Origin of the sequence: Marinobacter alexandrii, from assembly GCA_039984955.1 — a bacterium.
In the GTDB taxonomy this organism is placed as follows: domain Bacteria; phylum Bacteroidota; class Bacteroidia; order Cytophagales; family Cyclobacteriaceae; genus Ekhidna.
In genome coordinates this window covers 77431-101376 of the sequence record JBDWTN010000001.1, presented here as the reverse complement: position 1 = coordinate 101376, position 23946 = coordinate 77431, and the positions used below count along the sequence as shown (strand labels likewise).

General features: G+C 37.1%; 13 protein-coding genes. 6 read left to right on the top strand and 7 right to left on the bottom strand.

What is annotated here, in order from left to right:
* Window positions 1-48 precede the first annotated feature (48 nt).
* Window positions 49-4626, top strand: coding sequence for a putative Ig domain-containing protein (locus tag ABJQ32_00305; GenBank protein MEP5288053.1), 4578 nt, complete (start codon window positions 49-51; stop codon window positions 4624-4626).
* A 179-nt stretch (window positions 4627-4805) separates the two neighbouring features.
* Here ABJQ32_00305 and ABJQ32_00300 read toward each other — a convergent pair whose 3' ends face one another.
* The 5 genes from ABJQ32_00300 to ABJQ32_00280 are packed head-to-tail and all read right to left on the bottom strand — an operon-like array spanning window position 4806 to window position 12494.
* Entirely contained in the window at window positions 4806-6203 is a 1398-nt protein-coding gene (locus tag ABJQ32_00300; GenBank protein ID MEP5288052.1) for a DUF4302 domain-containing protein, read from the bottom strand.
* Window positions 6200-7087: a substrate import-associated zinc metallohydrolase lipoprotein gene (locus tag ABJQ32_00295; GenBank protein ID MEP5288051.1), complete on the bottom strand. Its 888-nt coding sequence runs from the start codon at window positions 7085-7087 to the stop codon at window positions 6200-6202. The genes ABJQ32_00300 and ABJQ32_00295 overlap by 4 nt, the downstream gene beginning before the upstream one ends.
* 1 nt (window position 7088) lies before the next feature.
* Window positions 7089-8579 carry a RagB/SusD family nutrient uptake outer membrane protein gene (locus ABJQ32_00290; GenBank protein MEP5288050.1) on the bottom strand — a complete coding sequence of 497 codons (1491 nt, stop codon included), beginning with the start codon at window positions 8577-8579 and terminating at the stop codon, window positions 7089-7091.
* The gene (locus ABJQ32_00285) at window positions 8580-11882 is read right to left on the bottom strand and encodes a SusC/RagA family TonB-linked outer membrane protein (GenBank protein MEP5288049.1); all 3303 of its coding nucleotides are present in this window, start codon (window positions 11880-11882) and stop codon (window positions 8580-8582) included.
* A gap of 33 nt (window positions 11883-11915) precedes the next feature.
* On the bottom strand, window positions 11916-12494 hold the full coding sequence (locus ABJQ32_00280; GenBank protein MEP5288048.1) for a hypothetical protein: 579 nt from the start codon (window positions 12492-12494) through the stop codon (window positions 11916-11918).
* A 337-nt stretch (window positions 12495-12831) separates the two neighbouring features.
* On the opposite strand from ABJQ32_00280, the gene ABJQ32_00275 reads away from it, so the two are divergent.
* Window positions 12832-13794, top strand: coding sequence for a hypothetical protein (locus ABJQ32_00275; protein MEP5288047.1), 963 nt, complete (start codon window positions 12832-12834; stop codon window positions 13792-13794).
* Between the two features lie 4 nt (window positions 13795-13798).
* On the opposite strand, the gene ABJQ32_00270 is transcribed toward ABJQ32_00275, so the two are convergent.
* Complete coding sequence (locus tag ABJQ32_00270) at window positions 13799-16057, bottom strand: serine hydrolase (GenBank protein ID MEP5288046.1); 2259 nt, start codon at window positions 16055-16057, stop codon at window positions 13799-13801.
* Between the two features lie 458 nt (window positions 16058-16515).
* Between ABJQ32_00270 and ABJQ32_00265 the strand changes: the two genes are divergently transcribed.
* The 3 genes from ABJQ32_00265 to ABJQ32_00255 all read left to right on the top strand — a co-directional run bounded on the left by ABJQ32_00265 (window position 16516) and on the right by ABJQ32_00255 (window position 21522).
* Complete coding sequence (locus ABJQ32_00265) at window positions 16516-18030, top strand: tetratricopeptide repeat protein (protein ID MEP5288045.1); 1515 nt, start codon at window positions 16516-16518, stop codon at window positions 18028-18030.
* 271 nt (window positions 18031-18301) lie between these two features.
* On the top strand, window positions 18302-19369 hold the full coding sequence (locus ABJQ32_00260; protein MEP5288044.1) for a hypothetical protein: 1068 nt from the start codon (window positions 18302-18304) through the stop codon (window positions 19367-19369).
* Between the two features lie 227 nt (window positions 19370-19596).
* Window positions 19597-21522 carry a hypothetical protein gene (locus ABJQ32_00255; GenBank protein ID MEP5288043.1) on the top strand — a complete coding sequence of 642 codons (1926 nt, stop codon included), beginning with the start codon at window positions 19597-19599 and terminating at the stop codon, window positions 21520-21522.
* On the opposite strand, the gene ABJQ32_00250 is transcribed toward ABJQ32_00255, so the two are convergent.
* Complete coding sequence (locus tag ABJQ32_00250) at window positions 21523-22446, bottom strand: SRPBCC family protein (protein MEP5288042.1); 924 nt, start codon at window positions 22444-22446, stop codon at window positions 21523-21525.
* 153 nt (window positions 22447-22599) lie between these two features.
* On the opposite strand from ABJQ32_00250, the gene ABJQ32_00245 reads away from it, so the two are divergent.
* A complete protein-coding gene (locus tag ABJQ32_00245; GenBank protein MEP5288041.1) occupies window positions 22600-23934 on the top strand; it encodes an ATP-binding protein in 1335 nt (444 codons plus the stop codon).
* Window positions 23935-23946: the final 12 nt, after the last annotated feature.

Genomic DNA, 23946 nt, shown 5'->3' with positions numbered 1-23946 from the left:
ACCCCATTCTCATTTGTTTTTAATCCTGATGGGGCAAAAATATTTGTCATGGGTAGTAATGGTGATGACATTAATTCTTATACACTATCTACCGCTTATGATGTTTCAACAGCCGTTTTTGATGGAGAAGAGGAACGACTTCCTGTAAATTCTTTTGACACATCTCCTTTTGGTTTGGCCTTTAGCCCAGATGGAACGAAAATGTTTGTTGTAGGCGCTTCTACAGATGCCATTTATGAATTCAACCTGTTTGATATTGCTCCTGAGATCGATGGAACAGTGGCTGATCAAGAAGTCAATGATCGATCTACGATTGCGCCTTTCGCGGACATATTGATAACTGAAGGAAACAATCAAGCTGTAACAGCTACGATCACATTAGATGATAATGCAAAGGGAGTGCTCTCTGGTGCTGACCTCACAGGGACAGGGCCTTACACGGTGGCTGCTACAACTTCGGATTTATTGCAAACCATTTTAAGGAACCTCATATTCGATCCAACAGATGATCGTGTCTCTTCTGGATCAACCGAGACCACCACATTCACATTAGCCATAAGTGATGGCAATTTGATCGCTAACAATACCGAAACAACCGTCATAACTAGTACGGATCCAAACGTGGAAAGCATTGTGCTTGTTGGAGACCCGGGAAGGTTTGATACTACGATCGACTTCATCGTTACTTTTGGAGAAAACGTAACAGGCGTAAACGTCTCTGATTTCACACTTAATACCTCAGAGTTTATAACTGCAAGTTTATCCGGAGTTAGTGGTAGTGATAATCTATATACTGTAACTGTGGCATCTATATCAGGCGATGGAATCATTAGTATAAATCTGAATGAAAGTGGGACTGGTATTCAAGATGGTGCCGGCAATCAGGTTATAGGAGGATTTGAAAGTCGAGATTATCATATTGCTGGCTTTGCATATGATATTGCTAATGCCGTCTACTTAGGTGTTGAGGAAGGTCTTAATGTTGGAAATCAGGAGGGAAATCCGCATGATCTAGTCTTCACTCCTGATGGTTTAAAAATGTTCTTACTAGGATCTTCTGGTGATGATATCAATCAGTACAACCTATCTAGCGCTTACGATGTGTCTACTGCCGTTTTCGATGCAACGGGAACGTTTTCTGTAAGGGCACAAGAATCTAATCCATATGGTTTAGCATTCAATAACGATGGCACAAAAATGTTTATTGTTGGTGAAACCAGTGATTTTATCAGTCAATACACATTATCAGTTCCTTACGATGTGCTATCAGCAACCTTTGATGGAGATTCTGAACGATTCTCAGTTGCAGGACAAGAAGCTTCACCATCAGACTTAGCCTTCAATCATGATGGTACAAAATTATTTGTTCTAGGTTTTTCCAGTGATGTGATCAACCAGTATACACTTACTAGTCCTTATGATGTGTCTACTTCTGTTTTCGATGGAGTAGATGAACGGTTTTTTGTAAATGGTCAGGAGTCTACCCCGAGATCCTTTACATTTAGTATTGATGGTATGGAAGTGTTCGTCATGGGTAACTCTGGAGATGACATTAACTCATATACATTAGCCTCAGCTTACGATATATCAACAGCAGTTTTTAATGGAAATGATGAACGGTTTTCTGTAAACCTTCAAGATCCTAGTCCTTATGGATTGACTTTTAAACCAGATGGTACTAAAATGTTTGTCGTTGGTGCCTCTACAGACTTTGTTTATGAATATGTTTTGAAAGACGTAGCACCTGAAATTGAGGGTGTATTGGTTGGTCAAGAGGTAAATGATAGATCCTCTGTTAATCCTTTTGCTGATATCATAATCATTGAAGGAAATAATCAGAATGTATCTGCCACTATTACATTGGATAATAACGCAAAAGGAATACTTTCTGGTGATGATTTGACGGGCTCAGGTCCTTATGCGATTGCTGCTGCCACTGCTACTGAGATGCAGGACATTCTACGTTCAATCGCTTTCAATCCAACGGATGATCGAGTAACCTCTGGCTTCCCAGAGATCACAAGATTCACGTTGGTCATCAATGATGGCACCTTCACTACCAGCAACAACTCCACTACCACAATTACAACGACAGATCCAAAAGTTAGCAACATTGTGTTAGCCAACAGTCCAGATCAATTTGACACGACGGTAGATTTTATCGTGACCTTTGGAGAAGATGTTACAGGTGTAGATATCTCAGACTTCATTCTAAATAGTTCTGAAAATGTTAGCTCGAGTTTAGCTGGCATTAACGGTAGTGGTAATGAATATATCATTACAGTTGAATCTATTTCAGGTGATGGGGTGATTGATATTGACTTGTTAACAACTGGCACGGATATTCAAGATGGTGGAGGAAATTCGATAATTGGAGGTTTTAATGCTGGAGAGTATCATTATTCGGGCTACTCCTATGATGTTTCTAATGCTATTTATGCTGGCATTGATGAAGGTCTCTTTGTTGGTAGTCAAGAATCTACACCTACCTCAATACAATTCAATACAGATGGAACGAAAATGTTTCTTATCGGAAGTTCTGGAGATGAGGTCAATCAATACCGTTTGGCTTCAGCATATGATATTTCCACTGCTGTCTATGACAACATTACATTTTCACTAAGATCTCAGGATCGTACAACCTACGGACTTGTTTTCAATCCAGAAGGAACCAAAATGTTTGTTTTGGGTGCAACAGGAGATAATGTTTATCAGTATTCAGTGGCTACTCCTTTTGATATGTCTACAGTTACCTATGACGGAAATGGCGAACTATTCTCATGTTCGCCTCAGGAATCGGACCCACGAGATCTGAGATTCAGCAATGATGGACTTAAATTGTTCATATTAGGTCGAACTTTTATACATAGCTACACACTCGATAGCCCTTATGATGTATCTACCGCTTTGTATGATGGCGTTGGTGAACGTTTTGCGGTAAACTCACAGGAAGGAAGTCCTTTTTCATTGAATTTTAATCTAGACGGCACAAAATTGTATATACTAGGTAATTCAAATCGTCAAGTGATTTCTTACACATTAGCTGAAGCTTTCGATGTTTCAACAGCCACCTTCGACGGGAATGATGAACGGCTTAATGTAAATGGTCAGGCTAGTAACTCTTTGGGGTTAACTTTTAAACCGGATGGTACGAAAATGTATGTAATGGATAATTCGTCTAACTATATCTATGAATACGATCTGGCTAACATAGTTCCGGAATTAGTAAATCCTATTGTGCGTATTGAAGCTTTTGAAGATGATAACTTCAATTTCGAAGTGCCTGAAAATACATTTAGGGATTTAAATTTAAGCACCGAATTGAGATATGAAGCTTCGCTTGAAAGTGGTGGTGGCCTCCCAGGCTGGTTGACTTATGACGATATCTCAAACACATTCTCAGGAACACCTACCAATGATGATGTAGCGACGTTTTCTGTTGAACTAACGGCTTTTGATGACCTTGGAACATCAGCTATAGATATTTTTGAACTCGAAGTTGTAAATGTCAACGACGTGCCAACCCTGACTCCTATTGCGGATCAAATCACAAATGAAGGCCAAGTAGTATCTTTCTCTACTTCTGTTTCAGATGTTGATGTTGGTGATACATTCACCTGGACTGTAGATCAATTATCAAGGAATAAAGGGGTTACCGTATTTAACTCTGGAGAAGTTAGCTGGAAGCCTGGTGAAGATTATGATGGTTTGAATGATGTAACGGTCACAGTAACAGATGCTGGCGGACTTAGTGCAAGTCAAAGCCTAACAATTACAGTAAATGAAGTTAACAACGCACCAACCATTTCAAGAATTGGAGATAAAGAAGTTGTTGAATCTAATACACTGGCGTTTACAGTCATCGCTAGAGATAGAGATCCTGTAGAACAAATCATTGCATATAGCATAGATGCTAGCTCCACAGGTAAGGGTATGAGTATCGATGCAGCAACAGGAGCTTTTAGCTGGACTGTAGATAATCAGGATGTAGGTTTTCATGATGTAACAGTCGAAGTGACCGATGGTGATTTAACCGCAAGTGAGATCTTTACCATCAGAGTTCGGGAAGAAAACATTGCTCCTGTTCTTACTACCATTGGCAATAGAACAGTAAATGCTTTTACACCTCTATCATTCACAGTAACGGCAACTGATGCCAATGCTGATGAGTCATTCATATTTTCTCTAGAAACGACAAGTTCTTTACCTAACAGCATTAGTTTCAATGAGATTACTGGGGAGTTTAATTGGACCCCTCGGCAGGTTGGCACATATGAGATAACTATCTCTGTTAGTGATGGAATAGCTAGCGATAGTGAGGCATTTACCATTGAAGTACAGGAGCCACTGTCTACTGAGTTGGAGACAAAACAAGAGGTAACTATATTTCCTAACCCTGTACAACGAGACTTGCAGATTAATATCAATGGCCCTGATATGGGATGGTTATCTATCCAGCTGTATAACCTGAATGGTCAGGTGGTACTTGAACGAAATGTTCAGAAAACAGAACAATTAATCGAATTAACACTTGATATAACAGGTTTAAATAGCGGTGTATATGTACTCAAAACGAAAGTAGGAAGTACGGAAAGCACCCCAGTTAATGTTATCAAAGTAGACTAAACCTACATTTTTTTAGTATTAAATGCCTTAAAAGGTTAGTGTAGAACTAACTTTTTAAGGCATTTTTAATTTCACTTTCAGAAAGCTGGTTTTATCTAATTATCATCCTTCATTGATCATAAAATAAATCAATCATTGTTCTCTTACAACATTTTTTGAAACTTGGATGATGCGAGAGCTCAATTGACAAATCCCTTATACCTGTTGCAAGGATTATAGTATTCAAATAATCCTTCTATAGGTAAGGCCTCTAGTATAAACACCTCTCCTCCTGCAAAAATCTCATCGGTCAATGCTTCTAGACCTGCTATTTGTTGCTCGGTCACTTCATCATCAGTTATGAAGTTTTCTCCATTGAAAGTTAGGCTAATATGATTGCCATTTTGAGTATAATCAAATCCTCTCAAATAAAATTTTGCATTATTTGTTTCGTCTAAAGTCACAAAGCCAACGGCGTTGAGTAAACTATCTTCAGCAAGTTCAAACCCGTAATACCATTGTAGCGCAGCTACATCTGGAAAGATCGACTGAATTTGTTCAGTGAGTATTTCATCAGACTCGTTATAAACGAACAAAGGAAAATCGATACTAAAGAACACATCAGTACCTGAACGAAAATTACTTTGCGTCTGAAAAAGTGAACTTGTGATTTCTATGTCTCCTAAATTTGGAGTACTTGAGCTCGTATATCTTACTAAATCATATGTTTGACCTGCACAAAACTCTTCTGACAATGCTGAAGAACCACCGACTGGTATCTGAGAAATAGAATAAGAGGTCCCCCCGACTGAAACGCTGACTTCACTATCTAGAATTATGGTTTCATTTTCATAACGATAACCAATAAGTCTATCAATATTCACATTCTCATTTCTTGAGATGATGTCAGTCATTGTCCGCCCGGAAGCAGCTCCATGAAATTTCATTCTCCTTCCATTAATATCGAAAGTAGTAGAGATCGTTATATCATCTGCTGGCATATAAATATTGAAAGTTGAAAAGGAACTGATGCCAGCTAGGTTTTCTGTTTGGAAAATACCTTGTCTCAAAGAGTTTTCTATTGCTGTCGAAATCAGATTATCCTCATTTGCTCCCGCAGGAGTTAATGTCGCGATAGTAACCTCTCCAAAAATGTTATCAGTTTTACTACGAAAAATAAGATTGTCTTCTGATTTTTGACTGAAAACAAACTCAAATTCTCCACCAAAAGTTGCCCGCTGAAGTTCAAACAAAAAATGAAAAATAGAATAGGTTTCAAAGATGAGTTCTAAACCTTGCGAACTATCGATGCGATATGAAACAATTTGATCTTGAAGCTCTCCATTTTGGGCCGAAATATCTGATTGTATTCGCACAGTTCCATCCTCCATGAAGTTTAAAAAAACAACGAACGTCCCTGTTTCACTGCTAGGTGAATAATCCAGCCTCCACCCATTTGATACGCTGACCAATTCTTGTCTAAGGTCATCTATTGCAACCCTTGTTCTGTCATCAAATGAAGGCAAATTTTCATCATCAAAATTATTACATCCTAATATGAGACAAACAAAAAAAAGTATTACTAAAACTTTGCTCATGGCAACCTATTTTGTATTGCCTCTCGTAATTCCACTAGACTGATACCTGTAACTTGTTGATAATGATCATCAATAGCTGCCAGTTTTTCTGTTACCATTAGTTTTCCTTCGTTTGCAGATGCACAATCACTTGTAGCACAGGTATCATCTTGAGTCATGAAATTTGCATCAAAATCACGGTCAAAAAGAAAAAAAGCTACAGTCTCAGCAAAATCCTCATTTGGTGAACTTGTCGCATAAGGAGAAACAAATCCGCGCTGCAAGGCTTCCTCATCTGTTAACACAAACCAAGACCCTGGCCCTGTGTATCCCCTTGGAGAGATTGTTTCAAAAGCATTTGGAAGTTTGTACAATTGATGAACCGTATGCGCAAATTCGTGATACACTGTTTGCAATTGTAGCGTTCTCCAATCATCGTCCTCTGGATCAACAGCGTTGACATTTGTGAGCGTGATACGAGCGCCTGCATCAGCAGTTCCTAAAACCACTGTTCCATCCGTATTGTAAATCAAACCTCCTAAAAGAATAATTTCAGAAGGCACATGATCTCTAAAGAAAGCCTCACCTCCTGGTATATCCATATATGGATCAATCCAAAACTCATCTATGAAGTCTAGCATAGGTCTTACCATCTCCAATTGAGGTGGACTTACACGCTCTCCTACATCTACATAATTATCTACAAATCGATACCGAATAGCCATTCCATACTCTTCCGTGAAATTAGTTTCGATGTATTGATCTAATTCGGTTTTAATACCATCATCTGTGTCCTTTACCGGCTCGTTCAAGGCTTCCTCAGGATAGCAGCTGATCATGGATATAACCATCAAAAAACTTAAACCAGCTATTTGAATTGCTTTTTTCAAAGTTCTCTGCTTCATATCATCTAGGGTTTGGTTCCAATCCACCTACATCTATAGCAGATTGTGGAATTTGCAATGCTTTTCTTCGATCGTCTTCATTGAGCTGAATCAATGACCCATCGATTAAATCGTGCTCAACACTTAATTGATATCGTTTAATATCATACCACCTCATTCCTTGCATGATAAATTCTTTTCTTCTTTCCAGAAAAATCAAATAAGAAAGAATATTGTTCAAATCGTTACCACTATTATAGAAATCGCTTAGCACTTCTCTGGTGAGCAAAGGTGTTCCTCCACTAAAACGTTTCTCACTAAGTGCTTGAATATCATCGATAGACCTGTCGAAATTCCCAAGATATGCGTTAGCTTCTGCTCTATTCAATACTACTTCCTCACCACTAAAAGCGATATGTATGTAGTAAGGAAAACCCACACTTGAATTAAGGCTTGCGCGTTCGAATAAGCCTTCATAGCGAGCTGGGTAAACATTGTTAAGCCCTTTTACAAAGGCTGGATTTTCTCTTTCATCATTTAGTCCTCCAAGCGGGCCTGATCCAAATAAACTAGAATAGAAATTTCGTTCAGGACCATATGCAAAATCAGTTCTTTGTACCAACGAGATTTTCCGAATAAGTAATAGGTTGCTAGAGAGATCAGGTGACGTGTATAGGCGGGGGTATTCTGCAACAGATGCACTAGCTAGTTGGAATCTATCTGACGTCAAATCTCTTATGAAATTCTCAGGATTTGACCCCAATAACTGATCACTATACTGAACACATTTAATAAATTCTCCGCTAAATAAGTAAAATCGAGAGGCGAAGGCTAACGCAGCATTTTTGTTAAAATGATATTTTCCAGAATTCTCAAAGAAACTATCGTCTACTAAATCCAATCCAATTAATAAATCATCCTCAACTTCGCTATAAATTCTGCGAACAGATTTACGCTCATATTCAGCTAGGAAAGTAGATTCAGGAGTTTTGATGTATGGGACTCCATCAGAATTACTATTAGCATCAAAATGCTGACCGAAAAGATTAACCAACATGAAATGACCGTATGCCCTAGTCAGGCGTGCTTCAGCTTCTATGGCATCTCTTCTTGCTTGATCTTCGCCCGTATCTACTGGTAAGTCCTCCAGTAATTGCAACACTTCGTTCGCATGAGCAATGGCTTCATATGTCTGGAACCAAAAAAAATCAGGAGTATCGGCATCTGTAGGCCCTGTGGTAACATCTTCCCATTTATATATCTGCTCATGACTAAGTCTCTGTGTTGTTCCCAAAGTGAATTGAACGTCATCAGTCATCCAATCGGTGAAATTTGGGCTAGCTAAAGAGTATGCATTTACTAAAAGCTGTGCTGCTTTTTCTAAGTTATCTACCTCTACTCTATTATCCGGATCTTCATCTAAAAAATCACTGCATGCACCTATAGCAAGCACTAATGTTAAACACAAAATTTGTGTTGGAAGGTTTACCAATTTCAATTTTATGTTTCTCATCTAAAAGCCCACATTTAATGAAAAAGTAATCAATCTAGGTTGTGGTAACGCAATACCACCTGTACTAAAAAACTCGGGATCCTGCCCTCTTAAATTTTCTCTATCGGAGTATAAAAGAGCAAGATTTTGTCCTTCAACAGATATATTAAAATTGCTAAACCCTAAACGCTCCGTAAAGCCTGATGGCACATTGTAACTTAATCTTACCGTTTTCAATCGCACAAAATCTCCGTCTGCTATTCGAACAGTACTTTTATTATATAATTGATAGGCTTGAACCGTACTTCCTCCTTGTGCCAAGGTATTCGCATCAAGAATGACTGGAATATCTGTAATATCTTCATCTCCCGGAACTGCCCATCTATTTACTAACTCGCCTGGTAATGCGTCGAAATCAGTATAACTTGAAAAGAAGGCGTCATTCAGTCGAATTTTATAATCAAATTTATATGACAACAATACTGAAAGAGTGAATTGTTTATACTTAAAAGTGTTAGTAAAGCCTCCTGATCCTCTAGGTTCAGTTGATCCCTCAAATATCAATGTCTCTTCCAATCCTTCTCTATTTTGTAGATCGAATTCAAATACTTGTTGTCCTTCACTACCAAAAAAGGTAGGGATACCTGCATTATTCAATCCCGCAAAATCGGTCGAGTACAATGACCTCCTAGGTCTACCTAGAACCGCAGCTCCTGCTTGACCAATGGCATCTACGAAACGCGGACCAAAGTCAAGTTTTGTAATTCGATCCTGACTATACCCCATATTAAAGTTCGTTCGCCAGCTAAAATTTTCTCTTTCCATATTTAATGAGTTGACGGTAAATTCAAACCCATTTATTTCCATATCAGCAAAGTTTCCAACCTTCAGCCCCTGACCTCCTACTCCACTGGTCTGTACTGTACCTATCAAGTCAAACGAAGTTCTTTTGTAGTAGTCAAAGTTCACTCCTATTCTTCCATCCAATACGGAAAAGTCAACACCTATATTAAACTCTTGTAGCTTCTCCCAAGTTAATTCTGTATTCGTAAGATCTTCAATGAATAGAACTGGTTCTACATCTGTCGGGCGAATAGTGATGTCTGATTGAATATTCAAAAGTGCGCTAGCATTAGGAGGAAGATTTCCTGAAACGCCATAAGTTGCTCTTAACTTAAGGTTTTGTACCGGCATATTTTCAGCGAAAGATTCGTTAAACACATTCCATGCGCCGCTTACATTCCATGTTGGGAGAAATTGAGCTTGTCTACTTCTGCCAAGTTGGTTTGAACCATCGTACCTCAACGTGAAATTTGCTACGTATTTCGATTTGTACGAATAGCCTCCATTTAAAAACCAACCTACAAATCGATCACGTTCTTCATCAATGGAGAAATAATCGATGTTTTGAAGATTAAAAAACTCTATGATATTAGGGTCCGTCGCAACGACTCCCCCACTTCCAAATACAACTCCCAAACCAGTAGCACTAGTAGAGGATCTATTTGTAAATCGTAGTTCTTGTCCAGCAAGTGCATTTATTTGATGCACAGAGTTAAATGTCTTAGACCACTCTGCGCTCATACGCCCAAAAAAGTTGAATAAGTCATTTTGATCTTGAAAATTAAATCCTCCTTCGGGCAATACCACCACTGGATTAAGTCCAGGATTATTTGGGTCATTAAAAAGCAGATTGTTGGCATCTTGAATAAACTGCGTACCATCAGCACGGAAAGCTTCCGCTTGATTGGAACGCTCAGTTACTACATGATCTCTTCGAGTATCAGCATATCTCACCTGAAACACCCCTTTTATACTCAAGTTGTCTATCGGATCGAAATCAAAATTAGTCTGAGCAGAAATGTCGACTACACGAATGTCAATGAAGTTATTGTCTAATTCGTCTAAAATATTAAAAGGGGCAAAATTTCTCCTAAAAAACTCTAAGTCACCATTTTCATCAAAAGGGCGTATGGATCTTGCAGTATTGAGACTGTAGCTGTAAGGATTGATATCAAAGTCTCGATTGAATTGTCCTGTTATTGGATCTAACTCTCTATTGCGCGTACCTGGTGCTTTCTGATCTCTATAACTAGCACTTAATTTAAGGCCAAAAGTGAATTTATCTGATATGAAATAAGTGTTTCTAGCAGTTCCAGTAAAACGACTTACTCGATCTGCTATCGTTTGACCTTGATCATTTAAATAGCTAAAAGAGTAATAATTATTAGCCTTTTCGCTTCCAGTGGTAAAACTTAAGGAATGCTGTTGTTGAAGGCCTAAATCTCGAAATAATGTACCAAACCAATCTGTATTTGCATTTTCGTATTGATTCAAAAAGGATTCGTTGAGAGTTCCTCCAGGTCCCCAGGGAATATCTTTCGCTGCAATCAAACTGAACATCTTACCTACTGCTCCGAAGTTCCGTGCTCGCACAGCTGTACTGATATCAATCAGACCTTTGTTTGCCAATTCCCGATAAACAGAAAGTTCCTCTGCAGAATTCAGTAGATCAAATTGATTGTAAGTAGGTCGCAACTTCCCTGAAAAGTTGGCACTGTAATTCACTTGCAATTTTCCACTTTTTCCCCTTCTGGTTGTAATAACAACAACTCCATTGGCCGCCCGTGCGCCATAAATAGCTGTAGCTGAAGCATCTTTTAAGATCTGAAATGATTCAATATCATTGGGGTTTAGGTTAGCAATAGAAGAGCTCACCAACAAATTGGCATTCCCGGAGATAAGATCATCTGTATTGACATTTGCCAAATCCTCCAATATCACTCCATCAATAACAAAAAGTGGTTGATTATTCCCGTTAATAGACGCATTTCCCCTAATTCGTATCCTTGGCGCTGTACCAAATGTACCAGAAACGTTCTCTACATTTACTCCCGCCACTTGTCCCTCCAGAACTCGACTAACGTCTACCATACCTTGAGGACGAATATCATCCATCTTCAAGCTTTCTGCAGCACCCGTGAATAGTTTCCTGTTGACTTCTTGGAACCCTGTAATCACTACTTCTCCAATGGAAGTCACTTCTTCTTCTAAAGTAATACTGAGTGAGGATTGTCCGCTATATGAGATACGTTGTTCTTTCATACCTAGCATCTTCACTACTAGTGCATCTCCTCGTGACATCATCAATACGAAGTTTCCTTCAATATCAGTGACTACCCCTTTTTCAGTAGTTTCATTGAAAATAGTGACTCCTATAAGAGGTTCTCCTGTAGTATCAACGATTTTTCCGTTGATGGTTGATTGTGCATAGGCAATGCCACATAGCACAATAAGGAGTAAAATTGACAATCCCTCTCTCATAACATTTTACGCCTAAGCCAAAATTTCGAATTACTACTTACTAAATTTTAAAGAAAATGTAGTGTTTATATTTTGTGAAAAATTAGTCGCTAGCGAATCAAATTCAGAATCTGTTACTGTAAAGGCACCATCTCCGTCAATTGTCCCATCGGCAAACCATTCATTAATTTTTGTTTGGGGAAACGCTGAGCCCGCTTCTGAAAATTCTAAAATAAGATCAGATCCCGTTATTTCAGCTACTGAATATTCATAAGATAATCCTCCTATTTCAGTACCATCTACTTCTAAAAATAAGTCTCCATCCTCATCCAATTCCCATTCGCCATCATCATCAATATTACCAATAGATCCTCCAGTAAGGGGGACTTCCTCCAAAATTCGTTCGTAAGTTCCATCGGCGAGAAATTCGATACTGTATACGTCTTCTCCGAAAAGACTTGCTCGGTCTGAAAACTCTAGATATTCAAAATCAGACTCAGTAACGTTTGAAGAGACATTAAATAACTCCCATGTACCAATAATAGGATCTACTGATGGTCCATCATCACTTCCACAAGAGGTTAAAAAAGCAAATCCACATAAAAGGGCGAATACGTAAATAATTTTCTTCATATACATTTTAATTAAGAGTTTGTCATAAAGATATCAATCATGATCTCCATTTCCCTTACTTAATATCGATTTTATAAGTAAAAAAGTAATATTAGTTATGCCATTGAATTTTCCCTATTCTCTTAACTAATGTGTTGGATAGTTTATTTGTTCTTGATACTATTTGATGTGGTTATGACACCACTCAGGCATGTTTATTCCTACATTCATCAATCATAAATTCAATTGTGTTTGATTCATTTTACTCTTTGACTGAAATTTCACTTTTTAGCTCGCTTTAGAGTTACAAAAAAGCGAAGTAACCACTAGCTTTGCTATGCTTAAACTCCCTATACCAATGAGACTAGGACAACTAGCCCGTAAATATGACATTCGTGTACAAGACATCATCTCCTATCTAGAAAATGATGCTACAGAAGAAATTCACTCCAATACCAAGTTAAATGATCAAGATGAAGCTGATGTTTTGGATTTTTTTGGCATAGAGGCGGTAAAAGAACTAGTAATTCAGGAAGAACTGGAAGTCATCCAGGAAGAACCGGAAGATGTCAGGGAAGAGCCAATAACGGAAACCAAAGAAGCTAAATCACCCACTGAAGAGGAGTCTGAATGGGATGCAGAAGACTCTGAGTATGTTGTTCAAAAAGAAAAGACACTTACCATACCTGAAACTCCATTGGATGATATTGCTTCAGTAGAAGGAGAGATTGAACCAGTTTACATTCAAGAAAAACCTGCAAAGGAAGAGTCTGGAGTTATCATCGAAGAATTAAAGTCAGAAGACTTGACTCCTAAAGAAGATGAAGTGATTCAAACAGATAAGCTTCTAGAAATGTTGGAATCTGAAGAAATACCAGCCGAACTTGCTAAAATCAAACTGATAAAAGCACCCAAAAAAGAATTGTCTGGCTTGAAGGTATTGGGTAAAGTTGACCTTCCAGAACCTAAGAAGAAATCTGAACTCGAAGAAGAGCAAGAAAAAAAATCAAATCGTGAAAGAAAATACCAACGACCTCAACTAAGCGAAGAAGAAAAGGAAAAACGTCGATTAAAAGCCAAACGTAAGCAAGAAGCTTACGAAGCACGAGAGGAAAAGAGAAGAACAGAACAAGAAGCGCAGAAGCTAAAAGAACTTAGATCTGCTCATTATCAACAGAAATTAGAACAAACACAGACGACAAAGAAGGTCAAACGAAAAGTCAAACAAGAAACTGAACCTATCGAAGAGGAGGCTAAAGGTGTTCGACCTGAACCAAAAACATTATTAGGTAAGTTCTGGAGGTGGATGAATACTGCATAGGAAATCAATTCAATTCGTTCAAAATCAAATCTGTAATTTCAAAACGTGGGAAGTGGCCTGTATTTGACAGCAGAATCACTGTAATTCCTTCATCTGGTTGCTTCAAAAACATGGAAAAGAATCCAAGGTCTGTTCCAGGGTGGTAATGTATTTCATGTTTCTTAGAAGCTTTGAACATGTAATTGTCCAACATCCATCCATATCCATAATCTCCTTCCCAATCCAGATACTCTGCTCTAGGAACATATGCTTCTTGAAGTTTTTCTGAGTCGATGAGTAGCTCTGTTTCCAATGATTTACTCCACAAAAACAAATCATCAACAGTTGAAACAATGCCGCCTGACCCAATCACGTTTTCCGAGTAGTATGAAGTTTCTGGTTTCCCATAGAAGTAGCCTGCAGCAAGCATAGAGGCATCTTTCGGAGATCCATGCGAGCTGGAATTCATTTCGACTGGATCAAAAATTTGTTCTTTCAAAAATGTTTTATAATCTACGCCACTCACTTGTTCTACGATATATGCGAGGAGTAGAAAGCCAGAATTTGAGTATTGGAATTTACTTCCTGGATCAAATTCCAATGAATCACTACAAAATTTGCTTACAAGCTCTCTAGACTCATAAGGTCGATCAAATAATTGCACCATATATTCATTCTTTGCCAGATAATTTGGTATTCCAGATTGATGAGAGAGTAACTGTTCAATAGTTACATGACCGTGTCGGTAGTCCGGTATAAACTTCCCAATGGTATCTGTAAAGCTCAATTTTCCTTCAGCTTCTAACTGCATGATTAGCATTGAAGTGAATGTCTTGCTTGTGGATCCTATCCTAAATTGAGTCTCCCTTTGGTTATTAGTCAATTCATTATTGTATTGACCAGTAAAAACTATTTCATTATCTCTCGCAATCAATGCATTTCCATTAAACAGTCCCTTTCTATTGTAAAAGGTAAGAATTGAATCTACCCTAGCATTGATTTCTTTAGGATACTTTCTTAGTCGTCCTTTGATATCTTTTTTGATATCATCGGCTGTATTATTGGATTCAATTTTTTTCGCGATTTCATTGAAGTCTGTATCTGGGAGTATGATTGTATGATCATTCCAAAACACTGAATCATATTCGGAATGCTGAAATTCGATTAGCTTTTCTTTGCCAAGCATTTCTTCTTTTTCAAATGGCACTGCATCATTCAGCTGAAGGGAAGTCACCAAATAGTCCACGTGAACATCAAGACTGAAGTTAAAGTGCTCACGCGTACTTCTCATAGAGATACTCCCATCCTCAATCACATTACTTAGATAATATTTTTTTCCAGATTTCTTGTAAGTAACCTTTTGTGTTTGACTCAAAACCTCAATATGAATGTCAAACAGCTCCATTAAGGCACGATAAGCTACATTGAACTTAAAATGGTGAATACCTTTCGGGCTCAAACCATATTCTACATATACAAATCCAAAGTCTTCTGTATCGATAAAAACCTTCCCTTTAAAACCAAGCTTGTCTACTCCATCATTCAAATCAAATGAAATGATGTAAACCTCTCTCCCCTCATGGGGGTAAATCCCCTCCAGAATGAACGTATGAGTCTTGACTGTCTTCTTTTTAAACATTGTTTCAATGAGTGATGTATTCACAACATCTTGATTAAAAATACTCTTTGGTTTTAATCCTAAATCCATCGAATGAGCTGCTCGTTCATCCGTGAGTGCCCTCATCCTAACTAGCTTAAATTGGTTTTTATTTGGTTTCTTAGATCGATACAAATCAAAAACGGCCTCAGAGAGATGGACATACTGATCATCTTTTTTTGAAGTAATTCGATAAAACCCCTTACTTATATGAGGCGAATCGTAATAGTTTTTAGGAATACTATCCAATGCACGGCTAAAGACTCCCTCTGCTGTCAAGCTTGTAACCGTCACCTCTTTCAATTGTTGGTTGTCTTCTTCCAAATAAATATCGAGTTTTTGATTATCCCCAGAAAGCACTACTGACTTAGACTTGAATCCAACATATGAGACATGAAGTGCCTCTCCTTTATACTTTCTATTTAAAATAAGTCTGTAAGCTCCTACTGAATTACATATTGTTCCTTTGGTGTTATTTAGGAGTCCGAGTGTACTAAAAGGAAGTGGCTCCTTAGTCACATTTGAATAGACTTTACCAACTACAATAAACGTATTGTCTTGAGCACAGATAGTTGTAAGAAAGGTGAGGGAGCATATGAGGTAGAAAGCTATTTTTTCATTAATCATGTTAGATCATTTCTCCAAGAATGTCAAAGGCGAGGGATAGGTTGTCTAATAGTTAGATCATTCGATTTTTTTAACAAAAGTGATCAAGCTTAACTAGTAGAGGCTACTAAGTTTGCACATGATAAGAATCACAATTTTTCACATTGAATGCAAAAGAAATAGTGTGAAAAATGGGGTCATAATTAAGGAAGATGAAACATATCAAATTGAATCAATAAATACCTTCATTAGCTCAGAATTACTAATTAAGATGTTGTTGCAATAATTTTTCAACTACTACTATTCGCTATTTACTATAATAAACAACATTATTTAAACTCAACATTAGACACCTATAAATTTTTATCATCTGATAATTTTGATTCGTTTTTATTTTTAGACGAATCGTCGAAAGTACGTTGTAAGCTTTTCATTTTCTAGTTAATTTGAAATGTTATCATCGACCTAAAGCTGATTTATTGAAACTGAAAGCATTTACCATTTTATCACTAGGACTCATCACGTTCGCATTGCACGCTCAACGCGAACTAGATAGTCTATATCAATTGGCGCAACATGAAGAAGATACAATCGTCCTGGTTGAAGTGATGAATCAAGCAGCTTATGTATTGATAAACATCAATCCAGACTCTACCATCCTAATAGGACAAAAAAGTGAACAACTCGCCAAACGTATAAACTATACTTTCGGTGCTACTGAGGCTAAAATGCGTCAGGCCAATGGTTATGCAGCGCTTGGCAATTATTACCTGGCACTCAACTTGTACCTGGAGGTAAAAAAAACTTACGATTCTCTTCAAAACACTTCTAAAATCGCTGCATGTCTCAATAATATAGGCATGATTTATAATTTCATTGATGATTATGATAGAGCATTGAGCAATTACAAAGCGGCAGCAGCTCTATTTGCAAAACTGAAAGATTCATCCCGACAAAGTATCATCTTGAATAATATCGGGCATATCTACAAGAAACAAGATGAATATATTCTTGCGATGGAGTATCTATATCAATCACTTAAACTTGGCATAGAAGTTCATGACCAGAATATTGAAATCTTACCTGTTTACAATCTTGGAAGTACTTACATGCTAATAGATCATTACGATTCTGCAGAATTCTACTTGAATAAGTCAAAGGAAATGGCGTTAGCACTCGACAATCAATACATTTTGAGTTTGACACTCATAGATGAAGGTAGGATGTATATGAAATCGGGCGTTGTGCAGAAAGCTGAACATGCTTTCAAAGAAGCTTTCGATGTAGCTACAAAAATTCACTTACGTCCGCAGAGAAAACAAGCTTCTCTATACTTGTCAGAATTGTATGAGCAACGAAGCATGTTTAATAAAGCTCTGATGTATCATAAACTTTACAAAGCATTAGATGACTCATTGTTCAATAGGGATTTAGCAAAACGAATGGCTTTTCAGGAAGCGAAGTATGAGCTTGATAATGAACAGATTATAAAAGAAGCAAAACAAAAGCAGACTCAACTCGAGCAACAGAAAGCTTTAAATAATGCTATTTGGGTTCGAAATACACTCATTGCTGGGCTACTAGCGATGTTTTTCATCTCTTATCTCATCTACAAGAATTACTCTCGTAATAAGATGGCCAACAAAGCACTACAAAAACTAAACTATCAGATAGAATCACAAGCAGAAAAATTGCGTCAGGCTAATAGTGAAATAACAGAGATGAATAACGACCTGGAAATGATGGTCAATCGACGCGCTAAAGAACTGGAAAAAAGGAATCAGCAACTAAAGGAATATATCTCCTCTAACTCTCATATTGTACGTGCTCCTCTAGCTCGTATACTCGGCCTTGTTGACCTTTATAAACCGGGGGATTCTGAAAATCTTGATTTTATAAATAAAAGCATTCATGAATCTGCCACTGAACTGGATAATGCATTAAGGGAAATCAACCAGAAGCTCAACGATGAAGAAAACATCGAAAAAGAGTAAGCAATACTATTCTCTAATTCCAAAAGGTTTTGGTTGAAAGTCGGACGTATTTTCTTTATTAGATTCTGTCTGTTGATAGTTATCGGTTTATAGTAATATCTCCGTAGAATAAATAATAGTCTTAAATTTTCTTTCTGCCTGGAAGAATATGCTGAATATATTCATGAGTGGAAAACTCCAAAAGATGTTTTAGGTCGATTCATCTAAGCATTTCTCTCTTTTGGCTAATCAATTTATTATACCTGCTCTGAATACTTAATTTACGTGGATTATGAAAAGATTCACCTTCATTATTATCGCTGCTTTATCTCTCACAAACTGCTTTTCGCAAAACCAGGATCTCAAGAAAGCCATAAAACATTTTAATGCGCACAATTATGGCATTGCAAAAGAAGAAATCAATCAAGCCATAAAGCAACCTTTCGAATCAAAAGAGGAACTTACCAGTGCTATGTATTATTACTTCATGATCAACACTGAGTTTTACTCCAACAGGTTACGATTATCAGAGAATGTAGAGGTTTCAGAAAAGATCGCTGAGTCTTATGAGGTTTACTTTAAGAATACTGAGAGTGTTCAGCACAAAAAGGAGATGGATCAAAGATTATCTGCATTGATAGAGAACCTAATTATGTTATCAGATGAGCAACTGCAAAATAATCATCCTCATGCGTATTTTATCTCAAGAGATCATGCAGCTCACTTGATGGCTGAAATAGGAAAACCAACAAACGAGTTTTACTACGATCTTATACTCAAATCAGAAGAGCTAAATTTTTCAAATAAATCAGTCCAATATTGTAGAAAATTAATAGGCAATGGCTATAAAGAAGATTTTGCATATAAGCTGATCTTGGAACACTTGTATGCCGTTGAAGAATTCGCTGAGGTAGATAGAATTCTTGAAGAGGTGAATGAAAAATTCAAAGACAACTTATCTTTTTCAGTAATTCAAATTCAGCGATATATAGATCGAAAAATGCCTCATACAGCACTTGTTCTATCTGATCTTGCATTAGAAGCATACCCGAACGATTTACAACTTCTTTTCTTAAATGGTCTTCTTTATGCTAAAGAAAATAATCACGATAAAAGCTTAGCATCATTTAACAAGGTACTTAAGATGGACAAAGACCATTTTGGATCTAATAGAGAAGTAGGAAGGTATTACTTAAGGTATTCTAATAAAGGTGACAATTCAACACAAGCTTTAAAATATCTTGAAAAAGCCCAAAAGATTAATCCCAATGATAAAGAAGCGACTAAACTTTTAGAACAAGCGTTCTTGGAAATCAATGGTTCTGCAAGTCAACTTACTAAAAACAATAGCCCAAATTAGTATTTTGAAAAGTCAAGTGTTTGACTAGATGAAATTAAATTTGGAACCAAAATTAAACCGTTTTATACGATATTATTATTCACCTACTTAATCAACTGTTTATTTACTTCCCGTGAATAGTCATTGTCCTTACATCGCACAAAATTCTTAATAAAGGTTTTTAATCTGTCTAGTATCATTACAACTTATTGATATACTTGCCTTCAAAATTTACCCGTTAGGAATTTGTGAACAAGGTAGTTGGTAGTCTTTTATTCTTTTTAATATTCATGAATGGGATTTATGCCCAATCTTCTTTAGATACAGTTAGATTAACGCAGAAGCAGGCGTTAATTATTTCTGACTCCATCTTTATCCCCAAAAAAGACACTATTATCTTCATTTCTGATACAATTTCATATCGAGTTTATGATAATAAATATGTTCTTTCTGATGGCTTTTATGATTCGGTTTATGCTGTAGCTCGTCAAAGTCGAGTCACCAAAGAACTCTATAATTTACTGATAAACAGTAATCCAACGCAAGGTGGTATCACAGACACTGAACCTGTGAAAAGTGAATCTTTCTTTGAAGAATTTGAAGGTAAAACAATTAATTCTATCCAATTCGTCACTGTAGATATTCTGGGGGGTGACATCAATGATACCACAAGGAAAGCTCAATCAAGTATAGGTGAATTAAGTAATCAATTGCACCAAAATACCAGAAAAAATGTAATCAAGAAACATTTACTTTTTAACATAAGAGATAAAGTAGACCCATTCGAGGTGGCTGATACTGAACGTGTTATACGGTCATTAGCTTACATTGAAGATATTCGGATCAAGCTAAAAATAGATCCGGATGATACCAATGGTGTGATAGTCACTGTAATATCTAAGGATCGGTTTCCTTGGTCTCCAGATCTTTCCATTGATGAAAATAGTGCTTTTAGGGTAGGCTTCATCAATCAAAATATTTTGGGTACTGGAAATGAATTTGGAGTTGGATATTTATATGCCAAGAATGATGTGCCATCACATGGGTTTGATGCTCAGTATACCATTAGAAATGTTGACGATTCATTCATAGATGCTACTCTGTTTGTATCTGACAACTACCGTGGGAAAAGTAAGGGGATTACGTTTAGTAGAAACTTTGTATCTCCAGATATAAAGTATAATGGGGAAGCCACTTTTGAACATGTTCAGCCTATTAGAGATTTGGTATTTGCCGATTCGCTTTATGAAGAAAACTTTAGCATTGAGCGGAAAAGTTACGATATATGGGCGGCTCGGTCTTTTTTACTGCAAGAGCGTAGAAGCCTTAGTCTAGCTCTCAGATTGGATCATGATAATTTCTCAGAAAGACCTATCGTTCAAATAGATAGTAACGAGATCTATCATAATCATCATTTCTTGGTTGGTGCAGTTTCTTTTAGTCAAATCAATTTCTTGAAAACCAAAAACATTCTCTCATTTAACATTACTGAGGATGTACCTGTTGGATATTTGTTTTCGTTTCTATTAGGAAAAGATTGGACTGAGTTTGGCACTAGGAACTACAGGGGGTTCCTAGGGAGTTTTTCTACTTACAATAAGAAAAAAGGATACTTTTTATTTGATTTAGAATCTGGTTATTTCTTAAGAGATGATTTCAAAACCAATGTCATCTTCCAGTTTAAAGGACGTCACTTCACTCCATTAATCGATCTAAATGGAGCTTATTCAAGAATATTTACACGGTTTTACTTCTTCAATGGAAATAGACTTTCCATTCCTGAATCTCAAAGTTTAGTTGGCGAAAATAGAATTAGAAGTATTGAAGGAAATCAAATAGAAGGTGATAGAGTTATATCACTTTCTTCAGAATATGTAGTCTTTCAACCCTGGTATTTCTACGGGTTCAGGTTTGCAACTTATGCCCACCTTGGGATTGGACATGTTCAAGAGTCTAGGATTTCTACGCCCTTTTCAGAAACGTACTACAACTTTGGGGGTGGAGTACGGATACGAAATGAAAGCCTCGTCTTCAACACCTTTGAATTCAGAGTGTCCATATTTCCAGAACCTCCTATCGAAGGTCAGGTCTTTTACTTCAAGGTTAATCTTTCTGCTCCAAGGTTCTTTGAAAGCCCAACCGTGAAAAAGCCTAGGATTGTAGGTTTAGATTAATCAACGAACTGGGAAGTGAAGAACGGTCTCTAGGTTTTTCTCATTTGTTTCCTGAGGGTTATTTAAATATATTTCAAAGGTGTCTATGCCTTTTTTATATTTAAACTCCTTATTACGCATCATAGCATAACCAGTGCTCCATGCATTCCCAAGATGGGAATATGATCCTGTATGCTTGAGTTTATAGGCAATTAGTGATGGAATTATCCCACTAACAAATTGATCGGGTAATGAGTCTGGAATTTCTTTAACTGGAATGGACGCAGTATAATCAACGTTTCCTTTAAGTATATCCCATTTATGATACGTTGTAAATGGACTCCCTGCAACCAAATCTTTGTTTTCTTCAGTAAAAGCTCCGAGCATGGCAAAATCAGCCTGCATCTGAGTTGCGACTATGTCCAGAGAAGATTTAGTACGAATTCCCACCCATTTGCATCCTTCGAAGGAAGAAATCCCATCGAACGATAATTTAGAAGGAATGCTACCTTTTTCTATCAAAACCTTGAGCATGTCCAAGCCTCTTTCATAGTCAGCTCCAACGTATGCTTGCATCGATTTTTTCATCCAGAACATAAAAAATGGTAATGAACTGTCCATGGTCCAAGTGACCTCTGTTCCATCCTTTGCCTCTTCTATATTGAATGCTGTTTTCGCAAATGATTTCCAAGGCTTCAAGAAATTAAGTTCGCATCTAATAAATTCATTTTCCTTTTCTTCCAAGATTTTCATATTGCCCTCTCCCACTCTATTTCCCTTCCATTCATATGATTTGGCATCATCAGCTACAATAACATTAGCCTCTGGTTCCATAAGTAGCCAGGGAGACCACTGTACCCATTGATTAAAATCGTTAATGAATGAGAATACCTTCTCTTTTGATGCGTCAATAGTAATTGATCTAGAAATGGTCATTTTAGGCATAATGGTGTTGTTTTAAAGAAGTTTAATGGTTTATAAAGATAATCAGATTAATAAGCATCATTTTTTTAATCAAGATTAAGTTTTATGAACGGTCACTCATAATGGTACTTATCAATTGATAATTCTATATTTTGCATGTGAGAATTTTATTTTGTGATACGTAAACTTGTAAATCTAGGAATCAAAGATGATTTGAGAATCGAGGAAGCTCAGATTGTCAGACTTACAAATATCACAGCGATGATTCCTGTTGTCGCATACTTGTTCTATATATGGTATGGTATTTATTATAGCCAGTCTTTCTCCATTTGGCTCGCCTCAAGTATGCTCACCCTCACACTGGTAGCACTTGTTTTCAATTCACTTACAAAGCATGGTTTAGCCAAAACAATTCTGTTTGTCCTGAACAGTTTTAGTCTTTGGATTACATATCACGTATTTAATGTGGACTACTCCGCATTAACTTCATTCTTTCCTATCCTATTTTGTCTTCCATTGTTCTTCAATATTAGAAAGGAAGCTAATTACTTTTTCATTTCTTTCGCTCTTGTCGTATTCTTCATAGCAAGTTCCTTTATAATGGAAAGGCATCAAATTTATTCCATCACGCTTGCTCCTGAGGTTGTAGCACAGAGCAATTTTTTTCACATATTAATTTCATTTTTACTAACCATACTTGTTGGGTATTTTGTAATCAAAAATCAAAACAAGACATATGATAAATTGATTGAGGAGCGAGAAAAAGCAGAGGACACCTTGGAAGACTTACAAAGTACCCAATCACAGTTAATTCACTCAGAAAAGATGGCGTCTCTAGGGATTCTTCTCGCAGGGGTTAGCCATGAAATAAATAATCCATTGAATTTTCTCAAGGGTAGTGTGGAGGGGCTGCAAACAGAAATAGAATCCATGAATGGGAGTGCCACAGAGTCAAGTTCTCAGTATTTGCTAATCATGAAAGAAGGTGTTGATCGGATTGGCAATATTGTGAAAAGTCTAAATCATTTCAACTATAGCAGTCCTACTTTTGATCAAGAGTGTAACATTGATTCAATTATCAATAATTGCCTTGGTATTCTAAATCATGAACTGAAAATAGGCATTGAAGTGAACAAAGATTTTTGTGATTTATCTACGATTAAGGGCAATTCAGGTCAGCTTCATCAGGTAATATTAAACCTACTTGCAAATTCAATCCATGCTGTACCCAAAGAAGGAAAAATCTGGCTTAGGACAAAAGAGCAAGGTGAATTCCTAAACATCATTGTAGAGGATAACGGAGAAGGGATTCCTCCTGAAAAACAATATCAAATTTTTGATCCATTCTATACAACAAAAGATCCTGGAAAAGGTACTGGACTAGGTCTGGCTATTGCAAATAGAATTGTCAAACAACATGGAGGAGATATTACCATCGCTTCAGAACCGGGAATGGGTACTGCGATCAGACTTAGATTACCAAAAGATCCATCAAAACTAAAGTCATAGTATAGTGTTAGC

Bases quoted from the DNA above. Each gene is read 5' to 3' on its own strand.
- ABJQ32_00305 (MEP5288053.1), top strand. From the start codon at position 49: ATGGGTAGTAATGGTGATGACATTAATTCTTATACACTATCTACCGCT.
- ABJQ32_00300 (MEP5288052.1), bottom strand. From the start codon at position 6,203: ATGAGCAAAGTTTTAGTAATACTTTTTTTTGTTTGTCTCATATTAGGA.
- ABJQ32_00295 (MEP5288051.1), bottom strand. From the start codon at position 7,087: ATGAAGCAGAGAACTTTGAAAAAAGCAATTCAAATAGCTGGTTTAAGT.
- ABJQ32_00290 (MEP5288050.1), bottom strand. From the start codon at position 8,579: ATGAGAAACATAAAATTGAAATTGGTAAACCTTCCAACACAAATTTTG.
- ABJQ32_00285 (MEP5288049.1), bottom strand. From the start codon at position 11,882: ATGAGAGAGGGATTGTCAATTTTACTCCTTATTGTGCTATGTGGCATT.
- ABJQ32_00280 (MEP5288048.1), bottom strand. From the start codon at position 12,494: ATGAAGAAAATTATTTACGTATTCGCCCTTTTATGTGGATTTGCTTTT.
- ABJQ32_00275 (MEP5288047.1), top strand. From the start codon at position 12,832: ATGAGACTAGGACAACTAGCCCGTAAATATGACATTCGTGTACAAGAC.
- ABJQ32_00270 (MEP5288046.1), bottom strand. From the start codon at position 16,057: ATGATTAATGAAAAAATAGCTTTCTACCTCATATGCTCCCTCACCTTT.
- ABJQ32_00260 (MEP5288044.1), top strand. From the start codon at position 18,302: ATGAAAAGATTCACCTTCATTATTATCGCTGCTTTATCTCTCACAAAC.
- ABJQ32_00250 (MEP5288042.1), bottom strand. From the start codon at position 22,446: ATGCCTAAAATGACCATTTCTAGATCAATTACTATTGACGCATCAAAA.